This is a genomic window from Thermodesulfobacteriota bacterium (assembly GCA_034189135.1).
Lineage (GTDB): Bacteria > Desulfobacterota > Desulfobacteria > Desulfobacterales > JAUWMJ01 > JAUWMJ01.
The window spans coordinates 1-19,457 of sequence record JAXHVO010000051.1; the positions used below are offsets into that span (position 1 = coordinate 1).

Sequence of the window (19,457 nt, forward strand, 5' to 3'; positions counted from 1 at the left end):
GAGCATATGCTCATTTTCGGAACGAATTCGATCCCGACTTTGTACTATTCTGAACCGGCATCTTATTTTGACCTGTCGTTCAGTAGTAAATTTGTCTATTTATGGATCGACACTAGTTAATAAAACGTAACTATTCAGGTGGATAGGCTGAAGGTTGAAGACTGTTAGGGGAAAAGCACATTTTAAAGTCATTTTTGATGCAACAATCACATCCCGCCCAAATGCGGCTATTTTGTTCTTTTAACCCCTTCAGCCTTCGGTCTAAACAGCTTGAACCTGACGACGCAAGTAGTTACCATAAAACACTTTAATCTCTGTGTTCTCTGTGAGCTTCGAGGTGATAAACAAATTTTTTACTTTCTAATTTTTTACTTCAACCAGGTTTCGCAAAGATGGCGGTAACTGGGATCTTGCCTTATCCGAAGCGACGCGACAGGGAATGAAAGGAGGTTGTCCCATATCCTTTAGGATTTTAAGTCCGCCGTTGGGACTCATGAGAAATTTAAGAAAGGCAACCGCCGCTTCCCTATTCTTTGCATTTTTAAGCAATGTAAGTCCGTAGGTACACGATTTCCCCGTTCTGGTCATCCATGTTCCCGGCTTTTTTCCGGTGACTTTAACCTTGGCCTGTTTATAAAATGCGTCATATTTGTAATTGCCGAGGTTGATATTGTCAGGAAGTTTGATAAATTTCAAATCGTGCTGAACTGCCACGGAAAGATATTCCCAGGCGTAATCCATGTTTCCGGTTTTCAACAAAGAAACCAGTTCCACCGATTTAGGCCTTACGTTTTTTTTAGGACGATTGGCAATCAATTTATCATACAGCCCGGGTTGATTGTAGTATTTTTCCGCAAGCTGCAATACCATGAGACTGCGGTAACCACAAGGGTCAAGATTGGGATCGGAATGTCCCCAGATAACACCTTTTCGCCCTAAAATATTATACCAGTTATCCGAGCTTACTTCCCGGGCAAAACGACTTTTTCCCGTGTAGCATAGAACAAGCTGGTTGGTGGCAAAGCGAACATTCCAGTCGGCATGCTTGGGGATCAGGGCTTTATCAATGATTTTATAATCAGCCGAACCCATTATATCGGCAGGTTTGTTAAGTTCCGAAATCATACGTGCCATCTTTGTGCTGCCGCCTCCCTCTCGAAGTATATCAACTTTGGGATATTTGGCCTCAAAAATTTTTTCCATTTTAGCCAGAGGAACCGTGAGGCTGCCTGCATGAAAAATGATGAGGTTACCCTGCGGTTCGGCACCGGCAGAAAACGGGAAAATAATCCCTGAGACCAAAAAACCAATCACAAGTACACAGCTAAACAAGTTGTTACATTTTTTCATCCTTTACTCCTTTGCGTTTGTTTTTGATTGGGTGGGGAAAACCATTTTTCCTCACAAATACAAGTTATTGCCATCATATTTTTCAGCACCATCCGGGCGCTAAAAAACGCCAATACTCTCTTCCGGGCAGTAAAGCCGGACTTTCTCTCCCAGGTGCAAATCAAGGCGCTTAAACACCTCTTTAGGGATCAAAACACTCATGGGTATTCCCATGTCAACCAATGCCCGCACCTGGGTATGTTCATCCGCAAGCTGTAAAAGGGTTCCGGGGAAACTGTTGGGCATAGATGAGCTTTCCTTTTGGTTGAGCTTTATCGCTCTGGGATCAATCGATATCCGAATGGGCCCTGACTTCGGGGAAGACACGCGCAGCTTCAAACCTTTGTTTAATACACAGTATTTGTATCCTTTAGGATCGACCTCGATATAGCCGCTAAAGATGTTTTCGTAGATGGATTGTGCCACCTTTCCTTCATACAGAAACAGGGTTTCATCTGCCAGCCTTGAGGCTTGAATCATATCATGGGTGGTAAAAATAACCGAAATTCCTTTTTCCCGGTTAATTTCTTTGATGATACGCTCAATATTAATCTGATTTTCCACATCCACACTGGCCGTGGGTTCATCCATAAGAATCACTTCGGGAAAACAGGCAAGGGCCTGGGCGATGGCCACCCGGTGCGTCTCCCCACCCGAGAGTTTATGGGCATTTGCATGCCTGAACATTCCCATTCCCACCAGGTCCAGAAGTTCTTTAACGATGCTTTCGCGTTTTGCCCGGGGTGTTTTTCGTATCTTAAGTGGATATGCCACGTTCTTAAAGACGGTGGTGGTAAACAACAGAGGCTGTTGCTGGATCAGGACCACCTGCCGACGCAGGTCCATCAGCTTGCCCGTGGCAAAATTTGCCCGTTTTTTTTTAAACCACAGATCACCGGCACTGGGCCTGATAAGAAAAGCCATGATCTCCAAAAGGGTGGTCTTTCCCGCTCCGTTGGGTCCCAACAGCCCGAGAACTTTGTTCTTCTCCAGACGGAGCCGTTCAAGGTTCAAAACCGTTCTGTGACCATAGGTTTTTATCAGGTTGTTCAATTCATACAACACGGGTCTACACTCTTGCTTTCCCCTGAAAATAATTAAAAAAGACATTCATTACGAAACTGACCATAAGGAGTACGATTCCCAGCGCGACACTCAAAATAAACTCTCCCTTGTCGTATTCCAGGGCCATTGCGGTGGTCATGGTCCGCGTAAAACCCTTGGCATTTCCGCCCAGCATCATGCTGATCCCCACCTCGGCAATGACCCTGCCAAAGGCAATGATGATCGAAGCCACGATTCCGAAGCGGGCTTCTCGAATAACAATAAGGGCCGTTTGAAAAACGCTGGCTCCTAGAGTCAAAGCCGTTTTACGGTACCGGTCGTCGATTCGGCTGATGGCAGCGATGGTAAAGGTGGTGACAATGGGGATGATCAGAATGATCTGCCCGATAATGATCGCCTTTTGGGTGTAAAGGAGGTCAAATGCCCCGAAGATTCCCTTTCTGGAGATAAAAGCATAAACAAAAAGACCGATGACCACCGTGGGCATGGCCAACAAAGTATTGAGCACCGTAATCACCAGTCGTTTTCCATAAAACGACCGATATGCGATTAAAAATCCTGCCGGAACCCCCACCATGCCGGCAATAAGTGTGGATATGGCACTCACCTTCAAAGAGACCTGAACAATCACCAGCAGTTCATGGTCCATGGAGCAGATCAGCAGTAACGCTGACAGAAAGCTATCAATAAGAAAATCCATACGACTGATTATTTCCGGTTTTTACCACCCGCAACTCATCCCATCACCTTTCAACGTGAAAACGACATGCCGGCTGAAATAGACAAAAAATGGTCGATATGATGTCGCCGGGCAGCTATTTTGCACCGGGGACCGCATCCGGAAAGAAGGCCTGTTTTCCCTGGATTTTATACCCGGCGATGATGCCTTGAACTTTTGGCGACACCAGCCATTTGGCAAACCGGTCGGCCAGTTTAAACTTAACATGGGAATATTTCTTGGGATTCACCGGAATAATCCCATAAGGGTTAAAAAGCTCAGGGTCCCCTTCGCACAGGATCTCCAGATCAAGGCCCTGTTTTCGACCGAACTTATACTTTAGGTATGTTCCGCGGTCAACGAGGGTATAGGCCTGCTTTTCTTCGGCGTATGTCAGGGTTTTGCCCATGCCCTGTCCAATTGAAAGATACCATTTTCCCAGTCCGGCCGGATGCTGAAAGGAGACTTTCCGTTTTTTTCCCTTTTTTATGATTTCACTGGTCACTGTCTTTAATGATAATCCGGTACCTTTCCACAGCGCCTGTTCTTTGGTGTGTGTGCCACTGTCATCCCCACGGGAGATAAACCTGATCTTGCCTTTTCCAACTGCTTTTAACGCCTCAGCAGCAGAACGTTTGTCTTTAATTCCAGCAGGATCTGAATGTGGGCCGACAATCACAAAATCATTATGCATGACTCCCAATCGATAGGCACCGTAACCGTCTTTGACGAATTTTTCTTCCCTGCTTTTTGCATGCACAAAAATGATATCCACATTTCCATCCATTCCGTCTCTGATTGCTGCCCCGGTTCCCTTGGCAATGACCTTCACCCGAATACCGGTATCCTTTTCCAATTGAGGCAACAATACATTCAACAGTCCGGAATTTTCCGTACTGGTGGTGGTGGACATTGTCAGCAGCTTATCCGCCCCCATGGTTACTCCGGGAACCATGCACGTCATTAAAACCGCAGTGATCATCCATGCCATATTTTTTTTCATCACTTACTCCTTTTCACTTTTTTTCGGTTCTTTGGGTTTCGCTTCTTCTGCTTGTTCCGGAAAGACCATTTTTCCACATAAACTCAAATCGTAGCCTTCCAGATTTTTCACTGTCTGGCGAAATTGGGCTTCATGCAGAAGACCCAGAAAAAGCTGAACCCCCTGTTCAAAGAAATGCTCCTTGGAAACAAGAAGGTCGTATCGCTCCCAGCGAAGAGGAACAAAATCAAGACCCAACAGTCCTGCCACAGTTTGAATGGCGGGTGCTGCGTCTGCACGTCCCGAAAGCACTTCCATGGCCACGTCCAGATGGCTGCGAAACTCCCGCTGGTATCCTGCGATGTTGGTGCCATCCAGACCGGCCTTCTCCAGCTCCTTATCAAGGAGCAGTCTTGTGCCGGTTCCCTGAGGACGATTTGCGATTTTGATTTTCGCTTGGCCCAGATCAGAAACACGGGAAATCGACTTAGGATTTCCCTTGGCCACAATAAACCCTTGCTGCCTGCGACAGAAGTTTACCAGCACCGGGGCTTCGCCTCCAACTTCCTGGGTGATAAAGTCAAAGTTATATTCCTGTTCGTCTTCCTGTAAAAGATGGCTGGCCGCCACATGACAAAGTTGTCGGCTCAGTGCTTTGATTCCTCCCATGCTGCCGACATTTCCGAAAACAGCCAGATGATCAGGATGAAGGCGGTTAAAAAGAGAAATAGTCCTGTCCAGCAGCAAATCGTTGCTTCCGGATATGATCAGCAGTCCATGGTAAGGGGGCAAGGGAGGTTGGGTTTTAGGAAAATTTATGGTCTGGCTTTCCAGCCACTGTTCAATGAGATGTTTGGGAAAAAGCCACTTGCCCGTTACTTTAGTGGCCGGCAAACCCTTTTCGGAAATAAGGGTGTAGACCATCTTTTCGTTGATGTTTAAAAATTGCGCTGCCTGCTTGGTGTTGAGTAAAGTTTTTTTCTCCATATTATGCTATCTCCTTTTAGAAAGAAATGAAGCATATATGTTATTATTAGTCAATAGTAAATCGTTAATAGCAAATAAAATACTAATAACAACTTAATATAACTTAAGGGTCGGGGAGTTTCTTATCAATAGCCTTTTTTATGAACTGTTTGAGCTTTAATATTTGTTAGTGGTTCATAGGGAGAAGCGCCCATTTGCCCGTATCGGCCTTAACAAATATGTCCATCACCCTGTACACGCCCCCTATCTTCTCAGTTAAATCCATACAGGCAGAAACGATCAACGCTGCCGTGGGGTTCTTTTCCTTGGGGCTGGTTCAAATCGAATCTCAGTCCGCCTAGGCGGACCGTATGCCGGTTTCTCGAAATCATTGTTACGGCTGATACGGGCAAATGAGCGCTTCTCCGGACGATCTGAGTAGAAATTTAAAAACTCCTCGACCCCTCAATATAACCATCACAGCAAGTCCCGATAGGTAAAGAAGACGAAAATCAGAACGGGGAAACACCTGTTTGGGGCTTGAAAATTCGCCGGTCACTTTTGCCGGTTGATACATTTTCCCTAGCCTTAAATAAAAGGAATATTGATTCTACTTTACCCATTTTTTGGCATATTCCGCGTCGTTATAAAGTGGCGTGCCGAATTTGGTTTTGCCATACTCTTTGTAAATTTTTTGGCCTGCCGGAGAACTTGAAAACTTTATAAATCTGGCAGCAAGACCATAATTTGCCTGAGGATACTTTTCCGGAGCAGCGACCAATGCGTGGTAAACATTGACCAGAATAGGGTCACCCTTGAACAGGATTTTTAGATTTTTAATTTTTGACTGCTTGGCGTAAAAAGTACTTGAATCGGTCATGAAATACCCCATTTCCTTATCGGCTCGCAAAAGCGTCGGCCCCATGAAATCACCGGTGACTTTATACCAGCTTCCCACAGGCTTAATCCCTGTAAGCTTCCAGATTTTCATCTCCTTTTTATGGGTGCCTGAATTGTCCCCGCGGGAATAGAAATTGGCCTCTGCATTGGAAATCATGGCATACGCCTCTGCGGCGGATTTGGCCTGACTGATCCCCGCAGGGTCAGATTCAGGACCAACAATGTAGAATTCATTGCTGCCGAGAAGTGTTCTCATCGTCGCCCAACCATCCTTGACTGCCTTTTTTTCGGCTGCCGGCGCGTGCACCATAACCATGTCAACCCTACCTGCTTTCATGGCCTTTAGTGATGCCCCGCTACCCTTTTTAGTCCAATTGATTCGGCAATGGTTTGCGCTGCAGAATGGATCCGCCAACGCCTTTAAAAGACCCAGTGCACCGGGACTTCCTGTTGCAACCGTCATAGCTGGACCGGCTGATCCATAGACAGCGTTATATTTTTGTGCATCAGACTTTCCTGCATAGACATGACAAACGGAAAGTAACAAAACCATAAACAGCACAACAAATTTGATAAGATTTTTTCTCATGTTATGTTCTCCTTTTAAATTTGTTATTGTCGCGGAAAAACCATTTTTCCGCGAGAATTTTGGGTCGTAGCCTCCCAGCGGTTCAACGGATTCTAAAAAATAATAATATTATGATGTAAAGTAATTTGGTGTCAATACCTATTTCTAAAAGTACCACAAGCTCCACTAACTAACCGTTACTTACCAAAACTAACATTTTGTATAAATGCATATCTTTTTTATAAATTTTCTTTTATTGATATTGACAACTTGCCGGCATTAATTGCCATGTAGACACGTTCCGGCGTCAAGGGGAGTTCATAAATCCTGACACCGATGGCATCATAAACGGCATTCAAAATCGCAGGAATTGTGGGCATGATTGCCCCTTCCCCTACCTCTTTTGCACCGTATGGGCCGTTTGGTTCATTGGATTCTATGATAATGGTTTTTACCGGCGGCATATCCAGGGAGGTTACCAGTTTGTACTCAGCCAAGTCTGAATTGATTACCTTGCCCTTTTCATCAAACTTTACTTCTTCAAACATCGCCTCGCCCATTCCCATTGAAAGGGATCCTTCCATCTGGCCTTCCACCGAAGTTTTGTTGATGGCAAAGCCGCAGTCGTGTGCGTCGGTCATCTTTTCGATAGTAACCTGTCCGGTTTCAAGATCAACATCCACTTCGACAACCTGGGCCGAACATCCGTACGCCGGTGAAGTGCCGACGGCCGCACCCTTAAAATTTCCGCCAAGTTGAGTAGGCCTGTATTTTCCTGTCCCCACAATGGAACCTTTTGCCAGAAAGGCGATCCTGGATGCTTCTTTAAATGTGAGTGGCCCTGTTTCCTGGTTATCTGTCCATCCCTTGTGCTCACTAATATAGCGCTCCCGCAGTTCGCTGAAATCGATACCTTTTTTCCTGAAAACTATCAGTCCGTTTTCAATATTCATATCTCCAACCGGAACATTCAATTCATCCGACAGAATTTCCAGTACTTTCTGTCTTACATTTTCAGCAGCCTCCCTGGCGGCATGGCCTGTCATAAGTGTCTGACGGCTTGAGTAGGCTCCCAGGTCAACGCCCATATCTGTATCACCTGAGGCAATGCGAACGTATTCGAGAGGAACTCCCAGGGCTTCGGCAACAATCATGGCAAAAGTAGTGTCCGAACCCTGTCCGATTTCAGCAGAGGCTGTATATACCAATACAGTGCCGCCGTCCTCGGTAAGCTTTACCACAACGGTACAGTGATAAGTTTCCGACCTGTAGATAGGGTATCCCGCACCGGATACAAAAAAGCCGCAAGCCATTCCGATCCCTTTGCCCTTCGGAAGGTTGCCCTTTTTTGCATCCCATCCGGAGCCTTCCTTTACAGCCTCGATACATTCCCTCATACCCAGGCTGCTCATATTCAAATCATTACACGTGGTATCGCCGGTCACCATCATGTTTTTCAGCCTCAGCTCTATGGGGTTCATTTTAAGTTCTTCTGCTATCATATCAAGTTGCTGCTCCCAGGCGGCCCTTGCAATCACACCGCCGTGCCCTCTCTGAGCGCCGCATGCAGGTTTATTATTATATATCCTGTACCCATCATATTTCATATTAGGAAGTCTGTATGGCCCGCCGAGCAATGATCCTGCGTAATATACAGTGGCAATGCCGAAGCTCGAATATGCACCGCCGTCGAGGTAACATTCATGTTCAAGGGCCATTAGCGTGCCGTCTTTTTTTACGCCTGTGGTCAGTTTATGGGTGAACTGATGCCTGGCCCGACACAGCATAAAAACCTGCTCCCTGGAGTAAATCATTTTAACCGGTTTACCTGTTTTCATTGAAAGAAGGCATGCGGCAAGTTCCTGGGCATTTGCAGAAGCCTTGATACCAAACCCACCGCCGACATAAGGTTTAACAACTCTTATCTTTCCCACAGGAAGCCCAAGTACCATTGCTATGGTGCGCTGAATATAGTGCGGAGACTGGGTGGAGCTGTGCAGGGTGAGTCGCCCGGCCAGATCATAATCAGCGATACAGCCGGGAGGCTCTATAAAGGCCCCGTCCTGGCGTTTGTTTTTAAACGTGGTTGTTTTAATCAGGTCGCATTGAGCGAATGCCGTTTCCACATCTCCGAATTCATGATGGACTTCGGCACAAATGTTGCCGGGGTAATCTTCATGTAATAAAGGTGCTCCTTCGGCCAGCGCTTCCTCTATGGTAAATACTGCGGGAAGTTCTTCATAATCTACATCGATGAGCGATATTGCCTTCTGAGCAGTTTCGAGGTCAATGGCGACGACCGCTGCAATCTCATCCCCTACATAGCGGACTTTGTCATGACAAAACAGGGTTTCATCATACCGGGCAGGGCTTACCCCGTATTTCACCAGGCCGGCATCTTTTGCCGTAACAACCGCTTTGACGCCTGGAAGACTTTCAGCCACTGAGGTATCGATATTAAGGATTTTTGCATGGGCAAGAGGACTTTGTAAAAGCGCACCGAAGATCATACCGGGCATACTCATGTCGTCTATGAATACTCCGCGCCCCGATGCTTTATCAGGTGTATCGACTCTTGGCAGCCGGCTGTTGATTACATTGTATCTGCTCATATAGCTATTCCTTTTTTTGTAGGCGTTCACGGGTTCAAAGGTTCAGAGGTTCAAGGTTCCATTTTTGTTTTCGGACTGCATTTGAAACGTGTATTTATAAGAAAAACGTCATCTTCTACAGGCCTAATCCAAAATTTGGAGCCAAATTTGCGATTACTTTGGAAAATGACAATATTCAACGAAGACTTTGGGTCTTCAATGCCTTCTTTGCCCTTAACCCTGAACCTGAGAACGGTTACCTTTTTTTAAGATTTTATGGCTTCGATTATCTTCTGATATCCTGTGCATCTGCATAGATTTCCCGATATTGCGCTTCGAATCTGGGAATCGCTTGGATTCGGATCTTTTTCCAAAAGACTTTTGGCTGAAAGAATCATCCCCGAAGTGCAGAATCCGCATTGAATGGCGCCTTTTTCAACAAAGGACTTTTGAAGAGGATCGAGACCGTTATCTGTTTCAACTCCTTCAATGGTCAAAATGGTTCTGCCGTTTGCAGAAACGGCAAGGACGAGACATGAGTTAACAGGCTTTCCGTCCATAATTACCGTGCATGAGCCACAGTCGCCCAGTTCACATCCCTTTTTTGTTCCCGTCAAACCGAGTTCATGCCGAAGCAGGTCAACCAGAGTTGTATTCAATTCGACCGCTATCTCATATCCCTTGCCGTTAATTGTCAGATTAATGAGTTTCTTCATAATTTTTCCCTTTATCCATCCTCGTTTGCTTCTTTCAAAGCGATACTCAGCGTTCTTTTTGTCAAAACACTGACCATGGCCTTTTTATACCTGGCCGTCCCTCTGAAATCATCTATGGGGGTGCTGTCTTGACTGGCCGCATCGCCTGCTTTTTCAAAGATTTCTTTCGAAGGTTTTTCTCCAATAAGGATATGTTCAGCCAAAGGAGCTCTTAAATGTTTAGGGCCGACACAGCCCATAACTATCCTTGCGTCCGCAATAACATCTTGATCATCAAGTGAAATAAATGAGGATACATTGACAAGGTTGCAGTCCTGAGCCTTTCGGACGCCGAGGTTTATATAGCCTGCACCGGCATGCGGGGGAGGAGTATTCACTATGATCTCCGTTATGATTTCACCAGGTTTTAGGGCTGTAAGTCCGGGACCAAGAAAGAAATCATCCATAGACACCTGCCTGTCCCCTGTGCTGCATTTCAGGACAACCTTTGAGCCGTATGCCATAAGTGACGGAGGAAGATCCGCTGCTGGTCTTGCAGAGCCTATGTTTCCTCCTATGGTTGCAAGGTTCCTGACAAGGGGTGAACCGAGGTTTCCTGCTCCTTTACCAAGAGCACTCAGCTTTTCTTTGATTTTATCCGATTCAGCAATCTCCGCAACTGTAAAACAGGCGCCAATTTTTACCATGCCGTTTGAAGAGTCTATCTCTTTCAATTCATCAATTCTTGATATAGAAACCAGATGTTCCGGTGATACGGTCGCCTTTTTCATATTAACCAACAAATCAGTACCACCGGCAATGACACTGGCCTTTGTGCCAAGTTCCGCCAAAATCTGGCATACTTCCTCTACCGTAACCGGCTCATGAAAATCAAATTTAGGTAAAAGCATCATACTCTCCTGATTCACGTTTAAAGGTTGATGATTTTGATAAAAGCTATGTTAACCGGTCCAAGATTCACAGCCTTAACCTGCGGGGTATAATTTTTATATTCGATAATGGTCAACGCACCGTAATCCAGGTGAATCTGGAACAGGATAGACAGTGGCATTTGCAAGACGTGGCACAAAAGCACACGAATGACCCCTGCATGGGTAATGAGCAGCACCTTTCCTTTAGTCTGGTTGGTGATATTTTCAACAACCGGTACTACCCGTTGCTGAAGATCGGCAAAACTCTCACCACCAGGCGGACGAAAACCCCCGAAATCTTCACCTCGGGCCCGCCACAGTTCAGGAAACTGCTTTCTGATTTGTGCCATAGCGACACCGTCCCACTCGCCCAAATGGATTTCGCGAAGATCTGCCGACATCCGGACTGTATCCCGCCAGCCCAGGCACACAAGTGCTGCGGTTTCACGGGCGCGCTGCAAATCGCTGCACAAGACCATGGAAAATTCGTCGTCTTTCAATCGCTGGTGCCACGTTTTTGCCTGTTGCCGTCCCTTTTCGCTGAGAGGCGGATCAATCTGCCCGACAAACCGTTTTTCGTCATTTCCTTCAATCGCGCCATGGCGTAGCAGATATAGTGTGGTCATTTCTGTATCCGTTCACAGGTTCAATGGTTCAGGGTTCAAAGGTTTTCAAAAACAGAGACGCTTAATCTGTAATATCACCTTTCATACGCACAATGCGACTTGCGACCGAGCAAGATACAAGGTACTCAATTAAAATGAGATTAATTCACCTTGACCGAAGGGCAGAAGCAACGAAAAAACGCAACCCTGAACGGTGAACCTCTGAACCGTGAACGGCTACAAATAATCTTTGTGCAGTCACTTTAAGATGTTAGCAACACATTGCATTGGGAAATTCAAAAGAAAAATATGCAAGGAAATCGCTTCGATATTTTGGATCGCTCGCAACCCGACGAACATCGTTTCCAACATCAAAGAACAAATCGTTTTTGAACCGGCACAGATTGGATTCGACGAAACCTCTGGCTTCAGGCGTTGCCCCGGAAATCCGCCGGTACAAATCTGTGGCGTCAAATATCTGCCAGCTTGATAGAAAGCCTATGGTTTCCGCTATTCGCTTCATTCGTGTGTTGGCCAGATCAAGGTAAGATAAAGATACCCGTCCCGAGTATTGCATCTTTCTAAAAAGCTGCGGCAAAAGTGGGGGCCGTTTGGTCTCAATTGTTGCTTTGTCGGCAAGTCGTTGAAGAACATATTCTCTGGGTTGTCCTTCCTTCCCGAACTGCTTGGACAAACTGCAGTGGCGTTTTTTAATTACCGACGGCTTCGTATCATTAAAATGCACCTTAATTTTCCTTGGGTTCAACAACAGGTCGCCGGCCGCTGAAAATTCACAGTTGTCAGCATAGTTGCCGGCACATAAAAGGGCCAGTTCATTTAACCTGACTAAAAGAAGCCAATAGGCCGGATTTTTCTCGTCGTTTTGCATTTCCAGCTCATCCAGCCACTCTTCAATCCGGCTCTCATTCACCACATACGGTACTGCCACTTTATCTAGAGCATTATTCAACCGTCTAAATGATGCATCCGGTTCCGTCAGAGCAGCACCCTTCTTTGAGTATTCGATTGCATTCGCATTTGAAAGTAATTGCAAATCATTTCCCCCTATTCTTGTGAACGTGTTTCTTAATGTTTAACTATTTGGTTATTAATAATTGAGATACGCTGAAAAGAATATCTAACAATAAAACCTGACCATAAGTTTCGGATAAGACCTGTCATGTTTGACATATTCGGACAAGATTATGGCACATTAACCGTATAGCATGCCTTCCGCTACTTACTAACCATCCACTTTTTTCATGGTTGTCAATTTATTGTTTGACATCTGATTTTTCCTATCTTATAAACCGGGCTATGCCATTATTGATATAAGCAATTTTAGGTGCTATTTGTCAAGATTAAAATCTAAATTGAGTGTTATTGCCATAATCCAGCCTAAAAGTACCAATAACTACCTAAAATGACCTGTATTGAATTTTAATTAGCAAACCAGACGAAATGGAGAACTGAATGCAAACGGTTCCGGTTCAGAATATTTTAGGAATGCTGTTAAGGCATGACGTCACCCGTATTGTTTCCGGTAAATCTAAAGGCAGAATCTCAGAGAAAACGAAAGGGGGGATGATTTTTACCATTACAGATCTGCAACTATCTGTTGAATAGTGTTCAACTATCCGCAGGGATCTGAGGGTACCTGTTTGGTTTTGTGAAGAGTATTAACCTAAAACTTAACACTTAAAACCTGATGAATTCGTTTTTTACGAATTCATCAGAATCAGGAGGTATTAATATGTTAGATGCAGAAACCGCTCAAGATGTTGAATCAGGTAACGAGAAAGTCATGGGTATAGATACAGGCACATATTTGGACGATGTTGAGCTTGCCAAGAGTCTTCTCGAAAATGCAAACCAAAATGGTGGAAAACTCAGCAATGCAGACATAGTGTTTAGTCTGCGAAATTTTTTGAAAATGAAATATTACCCAGTAGCAGTTAAATATTTTTTCTCGAAAGATGAATTAGAGGATTTCAAAAAAAATGTAGACTACAAAGTAGCGTTCCGTCCATATACGTTTTGCCATTTTGTAGCTTCATCCAGACAACGAGGAGACATTTTGCTTGGAACTCAAGACAAATCCGGTTGTACAAATGCAAAGTTTGTAATGGGATGGAAAGAACTTGATGACGGAGAAATAAAAAGCCATCTGAAATACACTAAAAGTTGGGAACAGGCAGAAATATTTGTAAAAACCAAAAAAAGACTGTCTGGAGATTTGCTGGCCTTTGCAACCGCTCCTTTACATAAAGCTCCCTATGAGCCGGATCTTATCCACGGGATGAGCGATGTTTTGCAGGCGTACCATTTAGGAAATGACTGGTGTGCGGCTAATGATAGACACCCTTTTAAAATGGTCATGACCATGAATTCCTCGGTATGCCATGGATGTGTTCAGTGCTACGTAACAAAAGAACCGAACATCACTCCAATGTGCAGCAGCAGCAAAACCGCCGGCAAGACAGAACAGGGTGAAATCAATTGGATTTGGCCTGGTGATCAGATTGAACCGACAGTTCATTGGATGCTGGAAAGAATTGTGCGAGACGGAGGCGTTTCCTTTCCACGCACAGGCGAAACCTATCCCGGCTTTGACATATGTAAGCTTTGCAGCTTCATAGTCTTCAAAAAACCGAAGGAGGAAAAAGAATAGAGGAAAATTATACAAAATGGAGGAGTAATAGTGCAAACGGTTCCGGTTCAAGAGGCTTTGGGTATGGTGTTGCGGCATGATGTTACCCGTATTGTTCCCGGCAAATTTAAAGGCAGGGCACTAAAAAAAGGCCACATCATCAATGAGGAAGATATCCCAGTACTTCTAAATATGGGAAAAGAACATGTTTACGCCTTCGATTTAAAACCAGGGTATGTCCATGAAGATGAGGCCGCAGCCAGAATTGCAAGGGCGGCTTCCGGCAATGGGATTATTTTTACGGAGCCTTCAGAAGGTCGGGTCAATCTCAAGGCCGGAATCTTCGGCCTTTTGAAGGTCAATGCCGGGGCATTGCAGCAGGTCAACGAAGTTGAAGAAATTGTGTTTGCCACTATGCACACAAATCAAAGCGTTAATAGAAAGCAAGCCATAGCAGGCACCCGCATCGTCCCACTTGTTACCGGTGAAGATAAAATAAAAAAAGTCGAAGATCTTTGCAGCGAGCATTATCCAGTTATTGAAGTAAAACCTTTCAAACATTATACGGTCGGAGTTGTTACAACCGGCAGTGAAGTGTTCCATGGAAGGATTGAAGACGAATTCGGGCCGGTGGTTCAAAACAAATTCGCTGAGCTGGGCAGCTCTGTGATCAATCAGGTCTTTGTTTCGGATGATGTCGACATGACAGTGGGCGCAATCATGGACTCTGTACATGGCGGCGCCGAACTGGTCGTAGTAACAGGGGGCATGTCCGTAGATCCCGATGACCAGACACCGGCTTCCATCCGCGCCACAGGGGGAAAGGTTATTACATATGGCGCACCGACTTTCCCGGGCGCCATGTTCATGCTGGCCTATTTAGCTGATATTCCCATTGTTGGGCTACCCGGCTGTGTCATGTATTACAAGGCCAGCATTTTCGACTTGATAGTTCCACGGATTTTAGCCGGAGAAACTTTAACGCGTTCGGACATTACCGCACTGGGACATGGCGGTTTTTGCGCGAGTTGCCCGACCTGCCGCTATCCTGTTTGCGGATTCGGTAAAGGCAATTGATCACCAACAGGGCAGCACCGGCTGTTTTTGTTTAATGACTACTCTCGTGGTCAGGTTGAAGGTGTTTAGACTGAAGGCTGAATGGAAAAAGGACTAATATTTTTTTCGGGGACAAAACAGTTACAATAACAAAAATTCCATGTGCGCTACGTTCAGCCTTTTGCTAACTGTCTTCAGACTAAACAAACTGAGTGGTTACTTTGTTTATAACCCTTCTTAGAAAAGGAGAAGACCTATGATTAAAAAGACTCTTAACATCAATGGAACAACACGAATGATGGTAATTGAGCCTGAGATGCTCCTATCCGATGTACTGCGGGAACAGTTAAAACTGACTGGTACAAAAGTCGGCTGTGGTGAAGGGCAATGCGGATCGTGTTCGGTAATATTGGATGGCAAGGTAGTGCGATCCTGCATCACCAAAATGAAAAAGGTCTCAGAGGGTGCCAGTATCACAACAATAGAAGGTATCGGAACAGCGGAAAAACTGCACCCCGTTCAACTGGCCTGGGTAGTACACGGCGGCTCCCAATGCGGCTTCTGTACTCCAGGATTCATTGTTTCAAGTAAGGTACTGTTGGATAAAAATCCAAATCCCACACGTCAGCAGGTCAGGGACTGGTTTCAAAAGCACCGCAATGCCTGCCGTTGCACTGGTTATAAACCCCTTGTAGATGCGGTAATGGATGCGGCCAGAGTAATTAGAGGAGAAATTGCGGAAGACGAGCTGGCATTTAAGCTGCCTGCGGACGGTAGAATATGGGGGACAAGCTATCCAAGACCATCAGCAATTGCTAAAGTTACCGGCACTTTGGACTATGGCGCCGACCTGGCCCAAAAGATGCCTTCTGAGACATTGCGTCTTGCTTTGGTTCAGGCCCAGGTTTCCCATGCGAACATTCTCTCCATCGACACTTCCGAAGCGGAAAAAATGCCCGGAGTTGAAAAAGTCATTATCCATAAGGACGTTAAAGGAAAGAACCGGATTACCGGCCTTATTACCTTTCCCACCAACAAAGGAGACGGTTGGGACAGACCGATTTTGTGCGATGAAAAAGTCTTTCAATTCGGAGATGCCATTGCCATCGTTGCCGCAGATACTGAAGGTCATGCAAGGGCGGCGGCAGATAAGGTCAAGGTCAAACTGGAAGAGCTCCCTGCCTACATGAGCGCTCCTGCAGCTATGGCCGAAGACGCCCTGGAAATCCATCCGGGAACGCCAAATGTTTACTTTGAGCAAAAGCTGGCCAAGGGCGAAGAAACCAAACCGCTCATGGACTCAGCTGCGTGTGTGGTCGAAAATGATTATTATCTCCAGAGGCAACCGCACTTGACCATAGAGCCCGATGTCGGATTGGCCTACTTTGACGAAGAAGAACGGCTGACCATCCATTCGAAAAGTATCGCTTTATTTCTCCATCATGGAATGATTTGTCCCGGCCTGGGAATTGAACCGGAAAAACTCAGACTTGTTCAGAATCCTTCAGGCGGCACCTTTGGTTACAAGTTCAGCCCGACAATGGAAGCACTTTTGGGTGTGGCCGCCATGGCTACCGGAAAACCGGTAACCCTGGAATACGATTATTTTCAGCACATCACATACACAGGCAAGCGGTCACCATTTTTTGTCAAACTGAAATACGGCGCAGATGAGAATGGCAAACTTATTGCAATGGAGAGTGACTGGAGCGTGGACCACGGACCCTATTCGGAATTCGGTGATCTGCTTACGCTCCGAGGCGCCCAATTCATCGGCGCAGGTTACGGCATACCGAACATCCGGGGCCTGGGCAGGACAGTCTGCACTAACCACGCCTGGGGTTCTGCATTCCGTGCCTATGGTTCTCCGCAGAGTTTCTTTGCTTCCGAAAGCCTGATGGACGAACTTGCAGCCAAAACGGGTAAAGACCCTCTTGAGCTACGTTACCTGAATGTTTATAAAAACGGCGACACGACGCCCACCGGCCAGACTCCTGATGCATTCAGCCTGACGGAAATGATTGATAAGCTGCGGCCAATGTACAAAGAGGCTCTTAAACGGACCCAAAAAGAATCAACTCCTGAAAATAAAAAGGGAATAGGCGTCTCCATTGGAATATATGGCTGCGGCCTGGATGGTCCCGATGCATCCGAAGCCGAGGTGGAATTACTGCCGGATGGTGTCGTGCTCAGAAATTCCTGGGAAGATCATGGCCAGGGAGCTGATATTGGAGCGCTTGGCACCTGTCATGAAGCCCTTCGGCCTCTTGGCATCCAGCCGGATCAAATCAAGCTGGAAATGAACGACACGGCTATTGCCCCCAACAGCGGACCTTCCGGTGGCAGCCGGCAGCAGGTTGTTACCGGTAATGCCATCAAGAATGGGTGTGAGATGCTGTTGAATGCAATGCGCAAACCGGACGGCACTTACAGAACGTTTGATGAAATGAAGGCGGAAAACATTCCTCTGAAATATTCAGGCTCATGGACAGCCTCCATGTGTACACCCTGTGACGAAAACGGGCAGGGCTCGCCTTTCTCCGCATACATGTACGGTGTTTTCATGGCGGAAGTAACTGTGGACACGGCCACCGGCAAAACACAGGTAGACAAGTACACGGTTATGGCCGACGTTGGTAAAATCAACAACAAGCTCGCAGTGGATGGGCAGATCTACGGTGGAGTGGCCCAGGGCATCGGCCTGGCCCTGTCTGAGGATTTTGAAGATCTATCCAAGCATACGAATATGATTGCATGCGGCCTGCCGTACATCAAGGACATCCCGGATGCCTTTGATATCCATTACACGGAAACGGAGCGGGAAAACGGCCCCTTTGGTGCAGCCGGTGTGGGTGAACTGCCCCTGACTTCGTCTCATGTTGCTGTTATCAACGCAATTAATAATGCAACCGGGGTGAGAATTGCACAGCTGCCGGCCCTTCCTGAAAAGGTTCTGGCAGGATTGAAGGCTAAGGGGTAAAAGTTGGCCAATGCACACACATGACACAGGAGTATTCTGCGGTTTAGAAAAAGTACTTACAAAACTGATAATTATCATGGCACGGTGTTAAGTGTGTATAAAGATCAGGTATAAACAGTAGGTTAAGCTGCGGGCTTGATCGGCGAAAATTACCTCGTACCTATTGAGGTTAGATGCACAAGCAGAGGCGGACCAAGACCATGACTCTTTGTTCGCCTTTGCATTTAGCCGTACTGTAAAAAAAGGTAATAAATCAATAAAAACCATTATTGACAACTGGGAGGTGAGTGGTCATGAACAAATGGATTGCCAGCGTCCATCGAATTCTTGATCAGGAGCAGCTCCTGATTATGGCAACGGTGTTGAGTCAGACGGGATCGACCCCGAGAACGGCGGGCACCCGTATGATCATCCTTCCGGACGGCGAAATCCTTGGCACCATCGGTGGAGGTATCATCGAAGCAAAAGTAATTAAGACGGCCGGGGAAATGTTCGGAACCAATGACGCCGCAATAAGAACGTTCGACATGACCTCCGAGATTACTGACAACATGGACATGATCTGTGGCGGTCAAATGGAAATCCTGATCGAACCCTGCGTTCCGGATGAGGATACGCTCCATGTCTTTGAGAGCCTGCTGCATGAACTCGCCCAGCGCTGCAAAAGCGTTCTTGTTACTGAAATGCTTGTATCAAGTGCTGAAACATGCAGAGTCAGGCGGGCTTTGATTCGAAAAGACTGGTCGATTGTGGGGACGGCTGTTATACAGGACAGCCTGAAAACGGAAATCGATTCAGCCATGACCCGGGGCTTGACCCCTGTCCTGCGGGAAGTTGACAACAGTCGTTTTTTCATCGAACCACATGCAGCAGCAACAACGGTTTATCTTTTTGGCGCCGGCCATGTTTCCTTGCAGGTTGCCATCCTTGCAAAAAATGTGCACTTTCAAACCGTCATCCTTGATGATCGTCATGAATTTGCAAATCACAGCCGCTTTGTAACAGCCGATGACGTCAAGGTACTGCCAACCTTTGAACATGCTATTGAAGGGCTGGAAATAGATGAAGTCGCTTATATGGTGATCCTCACGCACGGCCATAGCCACGACAAGACTGTGCTGCGTCAGGTACTCGGCACGCCTGCCGGCTATGTCGGCATGATCGGTTCCACCAAGAAACGGGATGCCATTTATAAAGCCCTGCAAGATGAGGGTGTTTCGGCCGGGGATTTGGAACGGGTTCACTGTCCTATAGGGCTTCCCATCAAAGCACAAACTCCTGAGGAGATTGCCGTCAGCATTGTGGCGGAGTTGATCCATGCACGTGCTGCCGGATACACCAGGATTTAAGTGACTAAAGT

At 46.3% G+C, this 19,457-nt stretch carries 16 protein-coding genes; 5 read left to right on the forward strand and 11 right to left on the reverse strand.

Annotation, left to right across the window (positions count from 1 at the left end):
- Positions 1-360: 360 nt before the first annotated feature.
- The 11 genes from wtpA to SWH54_07185 all read right to left on the reverse strand — a co-directional run bounded on the left by wtpA (position 361) and on the right by SWH54_07185 (position 12,465).
- Positions 361-1,350: a tungstate ABC transporter substrate-binding protein WtpA gene (wtpA, locus tag SWH54_07135; GenBank protein ID MDY6791024.1), complete on the reverse strand. Its 990-nt coding sequence runs from the start codon at positions 1,348-1,350 to the stop codon at positions 361-363.
- Positions 1,351-1,449: 99 nt separating this feature from the next.
- A complete protein-coding gene (locus SWH54_07140) occupies positions 1,450-2,454 on the reverse strand; it encodes an ATP-binding cassette domain-containing protein (GenBank protein ID MDY6791025.1) in 1,005 nt (334 codons plus the stop codon).
- A 4-nt stretch (positions 2,455-2,458) separates the two neighbouring features.
- Entirely contained in the window at positions 2,459-3,154 is a 696-nt protein-coding gene (locus SWH54_07145; protein MDY6791026.1) for an ABC transporter permease, read from the reverse strand.
- Positions 3,155-3,269: 115 nt separating this feature from the next.
- Positions 3,270-4,175, reverse strand: a complete 906-nt coding sequence (locus SWH54_07150) for a substrate-binding domain-containing protein (GenBank protein ID MDY6791027.1) — start codon at positions 4,173-4,175, stop codon at positions 3,270-3,272.
- A gap of 3 nt (positions 4,176-4,178) precedes the next feature.
- Positions 4,179-5,141, reverse strand: coding sequence for a helix-turn-helix transcriptional regulator (locus SWH54_07155; protein MDY6791028.1), 963 nt, complete (start codon positions 5,139-5,141; stop codon positions 4,179-4,181).
- A 589-nt stretch (positions 5,142-5,730) separates the two neighbouring features.
- Positions 5,731-6,609 carry a substrate-binding domain-containing protein gene (locus tag SWH54_07160; protein MDY6791029.1) on the reverse strand — a complete coding sequence of 293 codons (879 nt, stop codon included), beginning with the start codon at positions 6,607-6,609 and terminating at the stop codon, positions 5,731-5,733.
- Between the two features lie 218 nt (positions 6,610-6,827).
- Positions 6,828-9,200, reverse strand: coding sequence for a molybdopterin cofactor-binding domain-containing protein (locus SWH54_07165; protein MDY6791030.1), 2,373 nt, complete (start codon positions 9,198-9,200; stop codon positions 6,828-6,830).
- Between the two features lie 245 nt (positions 9,201-9,445).
- Positions 9,446-9,895: a (2Fe-2S)-binding protein gene (locus SWH54_07170; protein MDY6791031.1), complete on the reverse strand. Its 450-nt coding sequence runs from the start codon at positions 9,893-9,895 to the stop codon at positions 9,446-9,448.
- An 11-nt stretch (positions 9,896-9,906) separates the two neighbouring features.
- Positions 9,907-10,788, reverse strand: coding sequence for a xanthine dehydrogenase family protein subunit M (locus tag SWH54_07175; protein MDY6791032.1), 882 nt, complete (start codon positions 10,786-10,788; stop codon positions 9,907-9,909).
- A gap of 17 nt (positions 10,789-10,805) precedes the next feature.
- Positions 10,806-11,432: an alpha-ribazole phosphatase gene (gene cobC, locus SWH54_07180; GenBank protein MDY6791033.1), complete on the reverse strand. Its 627-nt coding sequence runs from the start codon at positions 11,430-11,432 to the stop codon at positions 10,806-10,808.
- A gap of 250 nt (positions 11,433-11,682) precedes the next feature.
- Positions 11,683-12,465, reverse strand: a complete 783-nt coding sequence (locus SWH54_07185) for a hypothetical protein (GenBank protein ID MDY6791034.1) — start codon at positions 12,463-12,465, stop codon at positions 11,683-11,685.
- Between the two features lie 419 nt (positions 12,466-12,884).
- On the opposite strand from SWH54_07185, the gene SWH54_07190 reads away from it, so the two are divergent.
- From SWH54_07190 to SWH54_07210, 5 genes are all read left to right on the forward strand, one after another.
- On the forward strand, positions 12,885-13,037 hold the full coding sequence (locus tag SWH54_07190) for a hypothetical protein (GenBank protein ID MDY6791035.1): 153 nt from the start codon (positions 12,885-12,887) through the stop codon (positions 13,035-13,037).
- A 127-nt stretch (positions 13,038-13,164) separates the two neighbouring features.
- Entirely contained in the window at positions 13,165-14,082 is a 918-nt protein-coding gene (locus tag SWH54_07195) for a DUF169 domain-containing protein (protein ID MDY6791036.1), read from the forward strand.
- A gap of 30 nt (positions 14,083-14,112) precedes the next feature.
- Positions 14,113-15,138 (forward strand): molybdopterin-binding protein, encoded by a 1,026-nt coding sequence (locus SWH54_07200; protein MDY6791037.1) that lies wholly within the window; start codon positions 14,113-14,115, stop codon positions 15,136-15,138.
- A gap of 235 nt (positions 15,139-15,373) precedes the next feature.
- Entirely contained in the window at positions 15,374-18,097 is a 2,724-nt protein-coding gene (locus SWH54_07205; GenBank protein ID MDY6791038.1) for a molybdopterin cofactor-binding domain-containing protein, read from the forward strand.
- A gap of 293 nt (positions 18,098-18,390) precedes the next feature.
- Positions 18,391-19,446: an XdhC family protein gene (locus SWH54_07210; protein ID MDY6791039.1), complete on the forward strand. Its 1,056-nt coding sequence runs from the start codon at positions 18,391-18,393 to the stop codon at positions 19,444-19,446.
- Positions 19,447-19,457 lie beyond the last annotated feature (11 nt).

Excerpts from the sequence above, each read along its gene's own strand:
- SWH54_07165 (MDY6791030.1), bottom strand. The coding sequence starts at position 9,200 with ATGAGCAGATACAATGTAATCAACAGCCGGCTGCCAAGAGTCGATACA.
- SWH54_07145 (MDY6791026.1), bottom strand. The coding sequence starts at position 3,154 with ATGGATTTTCTTATTGATAGCTTTCTGTCAGCGTTACTGCTGATCTGC.
- SWH54_07170 (MDY6791031.1), bottom strand. The coding sequence starts at position 9,895 with ATGAAGAAACTCATTAATCTGACAATTAACGGCAAGGGATATGAGATA.
- SWH54_07210 (MDY6791039.1), top strand. The coding sequence starts at position 18,391 with ATGAACAAATGGATTGCCAGCGTCCATCGAATTCTTGATCAGGAGCAG.
- SWH54_07155 (MDY6791028.1), bottom strand. The coding sequence starts at position 5,141 with ATGGAGAAAAAAACTTTACTCAACACCAAGCAGGCAGCGCAATTTTTA.
- SWH54_07175 (MDY6791032.1), bottom strand. The coding sequence starts at position 10,788 with ATGATGCTTTTACCTAAATTTGATTTTCATGAGCCGGTTACGGTAGAG.
- SWH54_07150 (MDY6791027.1), bottom strand. The coding sequence starts at position 4,175 with ATGAAAAAAAATATGGCATGGATGATCACTGCGGTTTTAATGACGTGC.
- SWH54_07205 (MDY6791038.1), top strand. The coding sequence starts at position 15,374 with ATGATTAAAAAGACTCTTAACATCAATGGAACAACACGAATGATGGTA.
- SWH54_07190 (MDY6791035.1), top strand. The coding sequence starts at position 12,885 with ATGCAAACGGTTCCGGTTCAGAATATTTTAGGAATGCTGTTAAGGCAT.
- wtpA (MDY6791024.1), bottom strand. The coding sequence starts at position 1,350 with ATGAAAAAATGTAACAACTTGTTTAGCTGTGTACTTGTGATTGGTTTT.
- SWH54_07160 (MDY6791029.1), bottom strand. The coding sequence starts at position 6,609 with ATGAGAAAAAATCTTATCAAATTTGTTGTGCTGTTTATGGTTTTGTTA.
- cobC (MDY6791033.1), bottom strand. The coding sequence starts at position 11,432 with ATGACCACACTATATCTGCTACGCCATGGCGCGATTGAAGGAAATGAC.
- SWH54_07195 (MDY6791036.1), top strand. The coding sequence starts at position 13,165 with ATGTTAGATGCAGAAACCGCTCAAGATGTTGAATCAGGTAACGAGAAA.